This is a genomic window from Bacillus zhangzhouensis (genome assembly GCF_000715205.1).
Taxonomy (GTDB): Bacteria; Bacillota; Bacilli; order Bacillales; family Bacillaceae; genus Bacillus; species Bacillus zhangzhouensis.
On record NZ_JOTP01000028.1, the window covers coordinates 1 to 13,822 of the forward strand.

General features: G+C 40.6%; 15 protein-coding genes. 2 read left to right on the forward strand and 13 right to left on the reverse strand.

Features of this window, described 5'->3' with window-relative positions; genetic code table 11:
* Positions 1–27 precede the first annotated feature (27 nt).
* Complete coding sequence (locus BA70_RS16045) at positions 28–1,647, reverse strand: ABC-F family ATP-binding cassette domain-containing protein (protein WP_034324367.1); 1,620 nt, start codon at positions 1,645–1,647, stop codon at positions 28–30.
* 143 nt (positions 1,648–1,790) lie between these two features.
* Here BA70_RS16045 and BA70_RS16050 point away from each other — a divergent pair, with 143 nt between their 5' ends.
* Complete coding sequence (locus tag BA70_RS16050) at positions 1,791–2,066, forward strand: hypothetical protein (RefSeq protein ID WP_034324370.1); 276 nt, start codon at positions 1,791–1,793, stop codon at positions 2,064–2,066.
* Positions 2,067–2,135: 69 nt separating this feature from the next.
* Here the strand turns inward: BA70_RS16050 and lepB are convergent, their stop codons facing one another.
* From lepB to BA70_RS20675, 8 genes are all read right to left on the reverse strand, one after another.
* Entirely contained in the window at positions 2,136–2,708 is a 573-nt protein-coding gene (gene lepB / locus BA70_RS16055) for a signal peptidase I (protein ID WP_034324453.1), read from the reverse strand.
* A gap of 211 nt (positions 2,709–2,919) precedes the next feature.
* Entirely contained in the window at positions 2,920–4,812 is a 1,893-nt protein-coding gene (locus BA70_RS16060; RefSeq protein WP_034324372.1) for a PTS fructose transporter subunit IIABC, read from the reverse strand.
* A gap of 13 nt (positions 4,813–4,825) precedes the next feature.
* The gene (gene pfkB, locus BA70_RS16065; RefSeq protein ID WP_034324374.1) at positions 4,826–5,737 is read right to left on the reverse strand and encodes a 1-phosphofructokinase; all 912 of its coding nucleotides are present in this window, start codon (positions 5,735–5,737) and stop codon (positions 4,826–4,828) included.
* Positions 5,734–6,489: a DeoR/GlpR family DNA-binding transcription regulator gene (locus BA70_RS16070; protein ID WP_034324377.1), complete on the reverse strand. Its 756-nt coding sequence runs from the start codon at positions 6,487–6,489 to the stop codon at positions 5,734–5,736. Before BA70_RS16070 ends, pfkB begins: the two co-directional genes overlap by 4 nt.
* A gap of 322 nt (positions 6,490–6,811) precedes the next feature.
* Positions 6,812–8,005, reverse strand: a complete 1,194-nt coding sequence (locus BA70_RS16075) for an ABC transporter permease (RefSeq protein ID WP_034324378.1) — start codon at positions 8,003–8,005, stop codon at positions 6,812–6,814.
* Positions 7,992–8,693 (reverse strand): ABC transporter ATP-binding protein, encoded by a 702-nt coding sequence (locus BA70_RS16080; protein WP_034324381.1) that lies wholly within the window; start codon positions 8,691–8,693, stop codon positions 7,992–7,994. The genes BA70_RS16075 and BA70_RS16080 overlap by 14 nt, the downstream gene beginning before the upstream one ends.
* Positions 8,690–9,796 (reverse strand): efflux RND transporter periplasmic adaptor subunit, encoded by a 1,107-nt coding sequence (locus tag BA70_RS16085; protein ID WP_034324383.1) that lies wholly within the window; start codon positions 9,794–9,796, stop codon positions 8,690–8,692. The genes BA70_RS16080 and BA70_RS16085 overlap by 4 nt, the downstream gene beginning before the upstream one ends.
* Positions 9,797–10,177: 381 nt before the next feature.
* Positions 10,178–10,378 carry a hypothetical protein gene (locus BA70_RS20675; protein ID WP_239646690.1) on the reverse strand — a complete coding sequence of 67 codons (201 nt, stop codon included), beginning with the start codon at positions 10,376–10,378 and terminating at the stop codon, positions 10,178–10,180.
* Positions 10,379–10,896: 518 nt separating this feature from the next.
* On the opposite strand from BA70_RS20675, the gene BA70_RS16095 reads away from it, so the two are divergent.
* A complete protein-coding gene (locus BA70_RS16095; protein ID WP_034324386.1) occupies positions 10,897–11,274 on the forward strand; it encodes a Rok-like winged helix domain-containing protein in 378 nt (125 codons plus the stop codon).
* A gap of 47 nt (positions 11,275–11,321) precedes the next feature.
* On the opposite strand, the gene moaD is transcribed toward BA70_RS16095, so the two are convergent.
* Genes moaD through BA70_RS16115 form a run of 4 tightly spaced genes read right to left on the reverse strand, consistent with a single transcriptional unit; the run spans position 11,322 to position 13,819 of the window.
* Positions 11,322–11,555 (reverse strand): molybdopterin converting factor subunit 1, encoded by a 234-nt coding sequence (gene moaD / locus BA70_RS16100; RefSeq protein ID WP_034324389.1) that lies wholly within the window; start codon positions 11,553–11,555, stop codon positions 11,322–11,324.
* Positions 11,548–12,039, reverse strand: a complete 492-nt coding sequence (locus BA70_RS16105; protein WP_034324392.1) for a molybdenum cofactor biosynthesis protein MoaE — start codon at positions 12,037–12,039, stop codon at positions 11,548–11,550. The genes moaD and BA70_RS16105 overlap by 8 nt, the downstream gene beginning before the upstream one ends.
* Positions 12,036–12,560: a molybdopterin-guanine dinucleotide biosynthesis protein B gene (gene mobB / locus BA70_RS16110; protein WP_034324395.1), complete on the reverse strand. Its 525-nt coding sequence runs from the start codon at positions 12,558–12,560 to the stop codon at positions 12,036–12,038. The genes BA70_RS16105 and mobB overlap by 4 nt, the downstream gene beginning before the upstream one ends.
* Positions 12,542–13,819: a molybdopterin molybdotransferase MoeA gene (locus BA70_RS16115; protein WP_034324398.1), complete on the reverse strand. Its 1,278-nt coding sequence runs from the start codon at positions 13,817–13,819 to the stop codon at positions 12,542–12,544. The genes mobB and BA70_RS16115 overlap by 19 nt, the downstream gene beginning before the upstream one ends.
* Positions 13,820–13,822 lie beyond the last annotated feature (3 nt).

Below are 13,822 nucleotides of genomic sequence, written 5' to 3' on the forward strand. Positions count from 1 at the left end.
CATCCACAATTGGATGTCTTTTTTGATTTACGCATAAAGCTCGTTGAGTCTCTTTTGAATGTCTTGATCTGCTAAAAACTCATCATATGTTGTTTGTTTATCGACAATGCCATTTGGCGTCACTTCGATCATACGGTTTGCAACTGTTTCAACAAACTGATGGTCATGGGATGAGAAGAGCATAGCCCCTTTAAAGCTCATTAAGCCGTTATTCAGCGCTGTAATGGATTCTAGGTCTAAGTGGTTCGTCGGCTCATCTAACAGCAGGATATTCGCTCCAGACAGCATCATTTTTGATAACATACAACGAACCTTTTCTCCTCCTGATAAGACGCTTGCTTTTTTCTTTACTTCTTCTCCAGAGAAAAGCATACGTCCTAAGAAGCCTCGTAAGAAGCTTTCACTTTGATCATTAGGGGAATATTGACGTAGCCAATCCACAAGATCTAAGTCGCTTCCTTCAAAGTATTCACTATTGTCTTTCGGGAAAAAGGCTTGAGACGTTGTTACGCCCCATTTAAACGTCCCGCTGTCTGGCTCCATCTCACCGGCAAGGATTTTAAATAAAGTGGACACAGCAAGCTCATTACGGCTTAAGAACGCAATTTTATCTTCGCGGTTCATAATAAAGCTGACGTTATCAAGTACTTTCACACCGTCAATTGTTTTGGATAGACCTTCTACTTGAAGGACATCATTTCCAATTTCACGCTCTGGCGCAAAATGAACATACGGATATTTACGTGAAGATGGTTTAATGTCGTCTAAAGAGATTTTATCAAGCAATTTTTTTCTTGATGTTGCTTGCTTCGATTTAGAAGCGTTCGCACTGAACCGGGCAACGAACTCCTGAAGCTGCTTAATTTGTTCTTCTTTTTTCTTATTTGCATCTTGGCTTAGTTTCAGTGCCAATTGGCTGGATTCATACCAAAAATCATAGTTACCGACATACACTTGGATTTTTCCAAAGTCAAGGTCTGCAATATGAGTACACACTTTGTTTAAGAAGTGACGATCATGCGATACGACAATAACGGTATTTTCAAAGTTAATTAAGAATTCTTCCAGCCACTGAATGGCTTGTAAGTCCAAGTGGTTCGTTGGCTCATCAAGAAGAAGAACGTCAGGTTTACCGAATAAAGCTTGGGCTAGTAATACTTTAACCTTTTCAGAACCGCCAAGCTCAGACATTTTCTTTGATTGAAGGCTCTCTGGAATGCCAAGACCTTTTAATAGAATCGCTGCTTCACTTTCTGCTTCCCAACCGTTTAACTCGGCGAACTCACCTTCAAGCTCCGCTGCACGAATCCCGTCTTCATCTGAGAAATCAGGTTTCATATAGATCGCATCTTTTTCCTGCATCACATCATATAGACGTTTATGACCCATGATGACGACCTTTAACACTTCAAACTCTTCGTATTCAAAGTGGTTCTGTTTTAAAATCGCTAAACGTTCACCAGGGCTCATATGAACATCGCCAGTTTGAGCATCAATTTCTCCAGAAAGAATCTTTAGGAACGTTGATTTACCAGCTCCGTTGGCACCAATTAGTCCGTAGCAGTTGCCAGGAGTGAACTTAATATTTACTTCTTCAAATAGTTTACGATCAGCAAAGCGCAAACTAACATTATTTACTGCAATCATTTATTAATCCTCCATCACTCATTCATCATTATGAAGTATAACATGAATAACGTTTGATAGAAACGTCTCTCTCTCAGAACAAAGCCTTTTTGTCCATTATGGTATAATAAGTTGGAATGATTTGTTGAAGGAGTTCATGCAATTTGAGATTACTCACACTCATGGAATACTGCTTATTGATTTTCTTTATGGGCATTTATTTATCTGCAACAGGCTTTAACGCGAAGGACTTTGGCCTTTATATTGGACTTGTTCTCATTTACACACTGGTCCACCTCTTTTCCAAACGCTTTTTACAAAAGCGGGGAAAAGAAAATCAAAAGATCGGATTGTTTCGATCCGTTTTAGCCATTACAGGGTCTGTGTTCGCTTCTGTTTTGGCCATTGTGATCATTGTCACGATGCTCACGCCAAATTAAAAACGACACTTCTTTAAGTTAAGGGTCGTCCATTCAGGCACTTTTCTCACGCACCTGAGAAGGGTGCTTTTATTGTGTTTGTCGAATGTCGCCAAATGGGAAGAAAACAAATTCTGATGTCCCGACAATACGATCCTTTTCAATGAGTCCGAGTCCATTTCGGCTGTCCATGGAATTAAGTCTGTTGTCACCCATCACAAAGTAATCGTTTTTCGGTACTTTCACCGGACCAAAATCACCTGTCAAATGCACCTCATACTCTTTCGCATGCGCCTTGTTCTCTTTTAAATAAGGCTCATCTACTTTTTTACCATTAATGTAAAGGGTATCATCCTTCATTTCAATGGTGTCGCCTGGAAGGCCGACCAATCGTTTTACATAATGAATTTTTTGACCGTCTTTTCCATTTATAATGACAATGTCACCGCGTTTGACACCACCGAGATAGTTAATGGTTTTGTTGACAAACAGCTTTTCCCCGTCATGAAGGGTTGGTTCCATTGACTCTCCTTCCACCACATACGGCTCAAATATGAACGTACGGATAAGAAAGACAAGTGCAAGTGCAATCAAAATGGCTTTGATCCATTCAAACAGTGAACTTTTCTTCTCTGTTTTGGCTTGCTTTGCATCAGATTGAATATCATTTTCGTTTTGTTTGTTTTCTTCGTTCAAAATACTGCTTCCTCCTAAGACTTTCTGCTAAAAGACTTGAAACGTGAATTGAATAACTTTACTTTATCACATGTCATTTAAAAATTCACAAGACAACCATTCATTTAGATATTTTTTCCTAATTTGTTGATAATTAAACAAAAAGAAGCACCGCTCTTCACGATGCTTCTCTTCTGAATTACGCTTCTTGTTTGACTGGTTTTTTCAAAATACCAAGTAAAAGCGCTGTGACAACAGCACCGATTAAGATACTGATGATATAAAGAATCGGATGATTTGTTACCCAGATAACGAATAGTCCGCCGTGCGGTGCAGGAAGCGTGACTCTAAAGAATTCCGTTAATCCGCCAGCAACTGCTGCACCAACGACGGCTGAAGGAATTACACGCAGAGGATCTGCCGCTGCAAACGGGATCGCCCCTTCGGTGATGAAAGCGGCCCCCATGAAGTAGCATGTAATACCTGCTTCGCGGTCACGTTTTGAGAATTTATTTCTAAAGATCGTTGTAGCAAGAGCAATACCTAGTGGTGGAACCATTCCGCCTGCCATAATAGCAGCATGCGGTGCATAGTTGCCAGCAGCAATCATAGCAAGACCAAATGTGTAAGCCGCTTTGTTAATTGGGCCACCCATATCAATCGCCATCATACCAGCTAAAATAATACCCATTAGTACAAGGTTTCCAGTACCTAGTGATTCAAGCCAGTGTGTTAATCCGTCCATCACCATTTTAACTGGCGTGTTGACAATATAATGCATGATAATGCCTGTAAAGAAAATACCGAACAATGGATACAGCAGAACCGGTTTAATGCCATCGAGCGACTGCGGTACGATGGTGAATACTTTTTTCAAGAGCACCACGATGTAACCAGCAAGGAAACCAGCAATTAGTCCGCCTAAGAATCCTGCACCTGCAGCTGAGGCCATAAATCCACCGACCATACCTGGCGCAAAACCTGGACGGTCTGCAATACTCATGGCGATAAATCCAGCTAATACAGCAACGATTAAGGCAAGCGCATTATCTCCGCCAATGCCTTTTAATACAGCTGCAAATGAATTGAAGGAAGGGTCTTTAGGATCCGCCGAGTTAATTCCCCAGAAGAATGAAATCGCAACAAGGATACCGCCTCCGACAACAAATGGAAGCATGTTGCTTACGCCACTCATTAAGTGCTTATAAAATCCACTTCTTCCGCTGCCTGATGATTCATTTTGGTCTTTTGAAGAACCTCCGCCTGAGCCTTTATAAATCGGTGCATCTTGATTGATTGCTTTTTCGATCAATTCCTGCGGGCGGCGAATTCCAGCTGTCACAGGTACTTCAATGACATGTTTGCCTTTAAAGCGTTCCATTTCAACTTGCTTGTCCGCTGCCACAATGATGGCTGGTGCTTCTTCAATTTCTTTTGCTGTAAGGGCATGTTTAATACCACTAGAGCCGTTTGTCTCAACTTTAATGTCAACGCCCATTTCTTTTGCTTTTTCTTTCAAAGCATCTGCCGCCATAAATGTATGCGCAATGCCAGTTGGACAAGCAGTCACCGCTAAAATTTTAGCAGGTTTTCCTTCTACAGCCGGTTCTTCTTTTACTTCCTCTTCTTCTTCATCGTCTTGATCATGCGTATTGATGATGTCGATGATTTCATCTTCAGTAGCCGCTTCAAGCAGCTGCTTTCGGATTTCTTCGCGCATGAGAAGTGTGGATAAACGAGAAAGTGCTTCTAAATGCGTGTTGTTTGCGCCTTCAGTTGCTGCAATCATAAAGACTAGATGACTTGGCTGTCCGTCTAGTGATTCATAGTCTACACCAGCAGTCGAGCGGCCAAATGCAATGGCAGGTTCTTTCACACTTGATGTTTTTGCGTGAGGGATCGCAATTCCTTCACCAATACCAGTAGAGCTCTGTTTTTCACGATTGATAACAGCTTCTTTGTAGCCTTCTTTATCATTTAATTTGCCTGCTGTATCTAATACAGTGACCAGCTCTTCAATCACTGCTTCTTTCTGCTGGCTATCTAAATGAAGCTTAATCGTATGCTTCGTGAGTAGTTCTGTAATTTTCATGATGACTCCTCCTTTAAATGCGTGTGACTTTTACTTGTGGTAATAGTGTATCGACAAGCTCTTTTGTTCCAAGTTCCTCAGAAAATGCTGTAGCGCTCCCTGATGTGACACCAAGCTTAAATGACTCTTCAATGGAAAGACCTTTAGAAACGCCGGCTAAAAATCCTGCAACGACTGAATCTCCTGCACCAACTGAGTTGATGAGCGTGCCTTTCGGAACATTGGACTGATAGATCCCTTCTTTACTGAACAAAAGGGCTCCGTCTCCTGCCATGGATACGATGACATGTTCAGCACCTTGTTCCAACAGCTTTTTCCCATAAGGGATGGCTTCTTCCGCTGATGAAATACTCGTCTCAAACATTTCACCTAACTCATGATGGTTTGGTTTCATTAAGAACGGTTTCATATGTGCTGCTTTTTTTAACGCTTCTCCAGAAATATCAAGGACAACTCTTACACCTTGCTGCTCACAAACTTCAGCAATACGCTCATAAGTGTTATGGGGCAATGAAGAAGGAATGCTGCCAGCTAATACAACGACATCTCCTTCAGTCAATGAAGTAAATTGGGATAGAAACGACTCAAATTGCGCTTCAGTAATAGTTGGACCCAGTCCGTTGATTTCTGTTTCTTCACCTGTTTTTAGTTTCACATTGATTCGTGTATCTTCTGACACCTTGTGAAAGGCTGTTTGTAATTGTTCTTTTTGTAAAAAGTCTTGAATATATGTGCCTGTAAATCCGCCAATGAATCCAAGTGCTTTTGATTCAACACCGTGACGTTTTAAAAGCCTTGAGACATTGATCCCTTTACCACCTGGATATTTTTTGTCATAGGTTGAACGATTTAAATCGCCGACAGCAAAATCCGCCACGTGTACGATATAATCAACTGATGGGTTTAAAGTAACTGTATAAATCATGTTTTCACTACCTTTATAACCGTTTTTTCATGGTAATTATCGAATGAATCCTCTTTTGCATCGTTTGTGATAATGGTCGCTTCCTGTAAACTAGCAAAGGCTGAAAACGATATTTCGCCAAACTTTGAGGCATCTGATAAGATATAGGTTTTTTTCGCCTGCTTCATGGCTCTTTTTTTAATGAGCGCTTCTTCTGGATCAGGTGTTGTAAACCCCGCCTCGGGATGAATACCATTTGTCCCAACAAAGCATTTGTCAAAACGGTAATTTTCCATAGCTGTCAAAGCTGCGGCACCCACCATGGCTCCTGTTCGATGTTTCACCGATCCGCCTATCAGGTAAAAAGAAATGCCTTTTCTCATGAGTGCTTCAATGTGCATGACACCGTTTGTCACCACAACAATATCTTGATCTGGATCGATATATTCAATCATTTGCTGTGTCGTCGTACCAGCATCTAAATAAATGCAATCGCCTTGTTTTAAAAGGGATGCAGCTGACTGTGCAATCAATGACTTTTCATGAAGGTTTTTGGCAGATTTTTCGAATACATCTGGTTCAAGACGAATACTCGATATCTTCGCCGCTCCCCCATGAACTCTTTTGAGGAAGCCTTTATCTTCAAGGGCGGATAAATCTCTTCTAATTGTAGATTCAGAAGCATCCGTCATAATCGTTAAGTCCTGTATTTTGACGACATCATTTTCTTCTAAGTAGTCGATAATGAGTTGATGTCTCTCTGGTGTTAACATGAAAACACCCCCTCTTGAAAACGTATTCATTTTGCGCGCACCTTTATTGTAATCGCTTTTTTCAACATTATCAATACAAAACAATCAAATACATTCAATAACTATCAAAATCTTTCACAATGGTCATCTTACCTTTATATGTACCATTTGTAAACTGAAAAATATGTGACATTAAGATGAAAGTCATGATATTAGCATTTCTATCATTTTTCATTTCATTCAATGGAACTAAAAAAAGCTTTTATGCGATTTGCATAAAAGCTTCAGATGGTTAATTCGAGGTGAGGTCACACCTATTTGCTGCTCTTTTTTCATCTCAGTATTATTCATACCTGAGCGATTCAATAGGATCAAGTCTTGCTGCTTTATTCGCAGGGATTAACCCAAAAATAATCCCAATGAGCATACTAAACAGTACACCTCCACTCACCACTTGCCACGACACAAGAGACGGCCAGCCGGCAAATAGTGACACTAGCGAGGCACCGCCTAAGCCAAGTGCGATCCCCATCAACCCGCCCATGAGTGTTAAAACAACAGACTCGATTAAAAACTGAACGAGTATTTGAGCCCTGGTTGCCCCAAGCGCCTTTCGAATACCGATTTCCCTTGTCCTCTCTGTCACAGAAACGAGCATAATATTCATAACACCGATGCCGCCGACAAGTAAGGAGATACCGGCAATTGAGCCAATGATCGTTGTCATAACAGACGTAATTTGACCGATGCCTGCAGCGATTTCTTCCATATTGATCATGTCGTAAGCATCTTCTGTATGGTGATTTTCATTTAAGAGAGCAGCGGCGTTTTTCCCTACTTCCTTCATTTGATCAGCATGCGCTACTTGAATAGACAACTTATCATATTCATTTATACCAAATGTTGAAGTGAGCATCTCAAATGGGACATATATTTCATTCATATCAAATGAAAACATCCCTTCCTGTTTTGCTAAAACACCGATGACTTCAACAGGCTGACCGTTCATCCAAATCATCTCGCCTAATGCCTTTTGTCCATGAAATAGTTCTTTTTTTAGACCTTCTGAGATGATAGCTGCTCTTCTGCCGCTTCTAAAGTCAATATCTCTTAAATCCTGTCCTTCTGCTATTTGTAGTGACTCTACATTCATATACCCTTCATTAATACCGTTAACTGTAGCATCAACTGTCGTATCTTGAAATCTCAATTGCATTCCTTGTGCAGTCGAGGAGGCGACCTGTTTCACCCCATTGATTGTCTTAATGCTTTGTATGTCTTCTTCGGTAAATGCGGCTTCAAATAAGGCATTTGGATTCGCATTTAACTCTTCATCAGAAGGCGTATACGTCATATCAATGGTATTGTTTGGCCCTGAAATCGATTCTTTCAACATTTGCTCGCCGCCTTGACCGATGGCAACGACTGCAATCACCGACCCAACACCAATAATAATCCCAAGCATCGTTAAAATAGAACGTAATTTATGAGCTAAAACAGAATTCAGCGCTATTTTGATATTTTCAAAGAGTTTCATTCATAGCGTCCCCTTGCTTCCAACTATCTTCAACGAGGCGGCCATCTCTCACAACGACCGTCCGGTTTGTATATGCAGCTATTTCTTCTTCATGAGTCACAAGAACAATCGTTGTCCCTTCCTCATTTAGCTGTGTAAACTGTTCCATAATCGAGAAGCTTGTTTTTGAGTCAAGAGCGCCTGTCGGTTCATCTGCTAAAATAAGCTGAGGCTTATTGACAATCGCACGTGCAATCGCCACCCTTTGCTTTTGACCTCCTGACAACTCACTTGGCATATGTTTCATTCGATCCGCCAAACCAACCTTTTGAAGTGCAATTTCCGCACGTTCTTTTCTTTCCTTTTGACCGATACCAGCGTAAATCATCGGGAGTTCAACATTTTTCCTCGCATTTAATCTAGGCAGCAAATGAAATTGCTGAAAAACAAACCCAATGGATTGATTTCGAATCACTGCGAGCTCTTGATCCTTTGCTGCTGACAGCTCTGTTCCTTGAAAAAGATATTGCCCTGAGGTTGGTCGGTCTAAACAGCCGATGATATTCATTAACGTCGACTTCCCAGAGCCGGACGGCCCCATAATCGACATATACTCGCCCTTTTCAATGACAAGGTCAATCTCACTTAATACATCAAATGTTTCTTGTGCGACCTCATAGCTTTTTGTCACGTTTGAAAGCTGAATCATTCAGCATTCACTTCCATTCCGTCATACATGTCATCTGATGGATTTGCAATGATTTGATCGGCTGGTGTTAAACCTTTTGTTACTTCAAGAACATGACCTGACGTTTCACCCAGGCCGACTTTTACTTTTTTCAGTACATTCTTCTCAACAACATAAACGTATTGTCCATCATTTTCTTTTTTTACTGCTGTTTCAGGAATCGTTTGCGCTTGGCGCTTGTCTGTTTCAATTTCCATGATCATTTTAAAACCTGGTTTTGCCTCAGGTTTTTTTCCCTTTATTTCAATTTCAACTGGATATTGAACAGTTTGATTGCCATCAGTTGTATCGGATGCTGCCCCGGCAGGAACAGCCCCCACTTTTTTCACGACTCCTTGCCAGCTTTTTCCGCGAATGACATCAGATGTTACCTTTACTTTTTGTTTCTTTTTGATTTTTATGGCATCATACTCAGAGATCAAACCTCGCACGATCATTTTTTTCTCATTGCCAATATGGATGATCGGCTGTCTCTCTTCTAGCTTCCCTGTTCCAGCCTCTTGCTCAATGGTTATGACTGTTCCTTCAATTTTACTATGTATCGTTAAATCTTCTAACTGTGCTTTTACTTTTTCTTGGTTAAGCTCAGCTTGTTTTTGCTCTAATTCAGCTGCTTTCAGTTCTAATTCAAGCTGATCTCGCTCGCTTTTGGAATTGGAGCCAGATTCACCTGCTTGTTTTTTATCTAATTCACTGAGTCTATTTTGCAGTTGTTCGCGTTTTAGTTTACTTGATTCAGCCGCTAGTGCTTGCTGCTGCTCTTCAAGCTCCAGTTCCTTATTTTCATATGTAAGGAGAGGCGTTCCAACCTTGACCTTTTCACCTTCTTTAACAGCAATTTCATTCAGTTTTCCCTTTTCCTCTTCTACATAAATGAATTGCTCTTCAGAGAATGAAAGTGTCCCAGGTGTCATCACAGTAGATGTTATTTCTTTTGACGTGAGTTTAACTGTTTTAAAAGCTGCTGTAGAAGCAGGCTTTGATTGGTTTTTCGCAATGTTAAATCCAATAAATAGACCAATTACAATGATAAAAATTGATCCGATGATGATTTTCTTTCTCATAAAGACATTCTACCCCCAGCTTACTGACATGTTGATTGTGGTTCCTACATATTGAAAAATGAAAGATAGTACATAAAAGACTCCTATCATCCTCCAAGAAATTCTCGGCGATATATGGCCGACTTGGATCAATAAAAAGCCTGTTAAAACAAGATTCCAGATTACAAATACATCGATATTGGCTAACACAGCATGCCATGGACCAGAGACTCGAATCAGTGCGTTTCATGATGTAACAGTGATATCTTTTGGAACATGGAAAAGGATGACCACCAAATGAGAAATAATCGTTCCAATGATCGTAATTGGTGTAATAAACAGTACCGCTGAAAACAGCTGCTGAAACGACGCATCACCTTTTTCTAAAAATACGATGAACCTTTATATGGCAGCATTGATGACAATCCCAAGTATTAGACCAATTAGTGTGACCAGCTCAGACAAATAAGTGATTATGACTGTTAAAACAAGCACACAGCATAAAGGCCACCAAACGACCGGATCTTCCCACACTCTTTTCAGGTGCTCTGTTGGTCTTGTGCTCACTCCTATGATCGTGGGCTTTTGCCTTTTTTCTTGCATCAAATGTCATCCTCTCTATGTCAGGCAAGTATGCAAACGCACATTCACACTCTTGTTCTTTCTATTTTATCAAAAGATTGCCAATAAGTAATAGATCATTTGATTTTCTTATTTTCATAGAAGAAGAATTATAACTATTATTCTATTTTCACGAACAACATCCTCCAAATGACACCATGACCAGACCATATTCATATCAAAAAACACTGATTTTACTTACCTAAAAACATTTTATCAAGTAAACAAAATGCCTATCGGAATAAATATCCTTTTCCTTTGAATTCGGATGGTCACAGTGAGACACAACAAATTTTTGTTAAAATAATCCTAATAATTTCGACAAATCCCGGCTTTATAGGACTATGATTGGTTTCTTTTACAGAACAACAGAGACTTTAGTATCAATACTTTCATATTAAAAAAATAAAAATAAAGGGATTTTACTTGATCAAACGTTATTTTTTCATATAATGTAAAATAGAGGTAGGTTAAATGATAGTGGAAATGGAGTCAAGTGAATGTTAAGAGAAAAATTGAAAATGCAATTGATTTTACTTTATGAAAAGGAACAAGAAGCATGGCAATACTTTCGAAAGGAAAGAGAACAGATTTATCATGAGCTCAAATTACTTGATATGAAAGAAAGCAGACCCTCTAATGACAAAATATACTACGCTGCAAGATGCGTAGATATTATTAAAGAGAAAAAGGGAAGTATTGTGAGCACGAAAGAATTAAAAGAACAGCTTCAAGCCCAAACAGATTTCAATGTGAGACGAATCAGCGAATTGTATGATCTCATCCAGCAGCTCGACCCTCACATTTCTAAAGCACGAAGGGGATGTTTTATTTACGAAGATCATACCCAAGTACCTCTACAAATTTTTCACACATAAAAAAATTGGTTACAGCCGCTGGCCATAACCAAATCCTCTAATAACTATTATCCACCACTTACAGGAGGAATGAGTGCAACAGTGTCCCCGCTACGCACTTCAGCATTTTCCCTCGTATATATTTCGTTGACTGCAACCATCACATTTTGTGCAGCATCAACACCATATACCTCCTGTAATTCTATTTTAATCTCATCAACCGTTGTTTTATCTTTTTGAATGATGATTTGTTGTTTACCGGCCTTCTCAGCAAGGCCGGCGAACAATAATACGTTAATCATGCCGATCACCTTCTTTTTCCTTCAGTTGAAGATCGCTAGGTTTTCCTTCTGGATAAGAAACAGTTTCAAGCTGATCACCTATCCAGGCCTCTCCGTCTTCCCAGTATTCTTTTTTCCAAATTGGAACGATTTCCTTGATTCGTTCAATGGCATATTCATTGGCTTCGTATGCGGCCTTCCTATGAGGAGACGAAACGGCTATCGCGACAGCAATGTCAGATATCTCAAGTGTCCCAATACGATGCATAATGGCGACTTCAGTATCTGGCCATTGCTTCTTGATTTCTTGTCCAATTTGACTTAGCATGCTTTCGGCCATTGGTATGTATGCTTCATAGGTTAAACGCAATGTTTTTTTGCCATTTGTCCACTCTCTGACCGTCCCGATAAACGTCGTAATAGCTCCTGCCTTTCGTCTTGTCACATGCTGAATCAATTCATTCACATCAATTGGCCCTTTTGTTATTTTAAAAAGTTCATTCAAGTAAGGCTGCCTCCCTTCAATAAGTTAAAAGCATATGTCACCCCGCGCTTTTCAAAGGCTGAAAACACAGGAAACGAGTAATTTTCGGTTAATTGAAACTCTTGAGAAAAATAAATGGCTGCTTGTATATTGGAAAGTGTTGAAAGCTCAATGAGCTCCTGTTCGTTCTTTACGCAAACGATTTTGTAATAAGGCGCCTGTTTGTATCCCTCTATCAGGACAGCGTCTAACGGGAGATGTTCACACATGTTGAGCAACTGCTCTAACGTCATGTGCTGCATTGAAAAGTGACATTCACCTTCCCCTTCGACACCTGCGGCAAATGCACCCGCTTGAACATATCGATCGGTATCTTTTTCTTTAAAAAGACGATCTGGTTTCCCGCCATGTCCATGATGTTTGAAGCAGCCTAGCTTAAGCCCCTCATGTTCAGCCAACTGACATAACTTTTCGATCAATGTGGTCTTGCCACTATTTTGATAGCCGACCACCTGTAATATGCTTAATTTGGCATCCAGCATGGAGAGCCACCACCTTCGTGCTGAAACAGCAGAACATTCACCTGATCACCTGCTTGAAAACCTCTTGTTCCCCCAGGCAAAGCGATGAAACAGTTGGCATCAGCAATAGAAGTCACCGCACTTGATTTATCAAGACCAGTTGGCGTCACACTCAGCTGGCTGCCAGTGAATTGGAGTGCTGCTCTGACAAATCGAGTAAAAGGATTGGCCTTTGGAAAATCATGTGTCAGCTTCGCCAAGGCAAAAGAAGGATACGGATTTTCTTTCAAACACCATCTATAGATGATCGGTTTCACAAATAATTCAAATCCAACAAAACAGGCAGCTGGATTTCCTGACAGCCCAAATAACAATTGACCATTTGGTAACGCAGCAACGGTCGTCACACTTCCCGGTCTCATGGCCACTTTATTAAACAAAACCTCTGCACCTAGCTTTTCATAAATAGCAGGCAGAAAGTCAAAATCACCCACTGACACACCGCCTGTTGTAATGAGCATGTCTACCTTGCTCAAGGCTGATTTTACTGCATGATAGCTTTGATTGAAATCATCGGATACACCACCTAAATCAAGCGGCTCTCCTCCGGCTTCAAGAACCTGCGCAAAGACCATACTGAGATTACTGTTTCTAATTTTGCCCTCCATCATGGCATCACTTACCTGAAGAAGCTCTGTGCCTGTTGAGATAATGCCGATGACCGGCTTTTTGACAACTGGCACCACTGCATATCCGAACGTCGCCAGTATAGCAGTGACGCCTGAGGTCACTTTTATTCCTTTTTTGACCATCACTTTCCCTTTGAGCGTCTCTTCTCCTTGACGAGAAATATTATGTCCCTTTTGAAGCGGTCTTTTTAATGACATAAAAGGTTTCCCGTCTTTTTCGAAGGTCTTTGTAAGTTCGATCATGATGACGACATTTGCTCCGTCTGGAATCTTTGCACCTGTCATGATACGAATGGCTTGAAATGGTCCGATGGTTTTTGGTGAGACCATTCCTGCACCAATGTGATCAATGACCTCAAATTCAATCGAATGCTCACTTGATGCTTCTTTTGTATCTTCTGCCCGAAGTGCAAAGCCATCATACGGAGATCGATCAAAGGCAGGAACATCATGGTCTGCCACAATATCCTCTGCAGTGAACCTCCCAAGGCTATTCTTTAAAGGGACCCATTCTACTTCTCCATGCTTTTGATATTGGCTGACTTTCTTAATGGCCTCTTCTACTGGAATTGGCTGTCGTCTTTCCATCACGTC

Bases quoted from the DNA above. Each gene is read 5' to 3' on its own strand.
- mobB (WP_034324395.1), bottom strand. From the start codon at position 12,560: ATGCTGGATGCCAAATTAAGCATATTACAGGTGGTCGGCTATCAAAAT.
- BA70_RS16080 (WP_034324381.1), bottom strand. From the start codon at position 8,693: ATGATTCAGCTTTCAAACGTGACAAAAAGCTATGAGGTCGCACAAGAA.
- BA70_RS16095 (WP_034324386.1), top strand. From the start codon at position 10,897: ATGTTAAGAGAAAAATTGAAAATGCAATTGATTTTACTTTATGAAAAG.
- BA70_RS16045 (WP_034324367.1), bottom strand. From the start codon at position 1,647: ATGATTGCAGTAAATAATGTTAGTTTGCGCTTTGCTGATCGTAAACTA.
- BA70_RS16060 (WP_034324372.1), bottom strand. From the start codon at position 4,812: ATGAAAATTACAGAACTACTCACGAAGCATACGATTAAGCTTCATTTA.
- moaD (WP_034324389.1), bottom strand. From the start codon at position 11,555: ATGATTAACGTATTATTGTTCGCCGGCCTTGCTGAGAAGGCCGGTAAA.
- pfkB (WP_034324374.1), bottom strand. From the start codon at position 5,737: ATGATTTATACAGTTACTTTAAACCCATCAGTTGATTATATCGTACAC.
- BA70_RS16085 (WP_034324383.1), bottom strand. From the start codon at position 9,796: ATGAGAAAGAAAATCATCATCGGATCAATTTTTATCATTGTAATTGGT.
- BA70_RS20675 (WP_239646690.1), bottom strand. From the start codon at position 10,378: ATGCAAGAAAAAAGGCAAAAGCCCACGATCATAGGAGTGAGCACAAGA.
- BA70_RS16070 (WP_034324377.1), bottom strand. From the start codon at position 6,489: ATGTTAACACCAGAGAGACATCAACTCATTATCGACTACTTAGAAGAA.
- BA70_RS16075 (WP_034324378.1), bottom strand. From the start codon at position 8,005: ATGAAACTCTTTGAAAATATCAAAATAGCGCTGAATTCTGTTTTAGCT.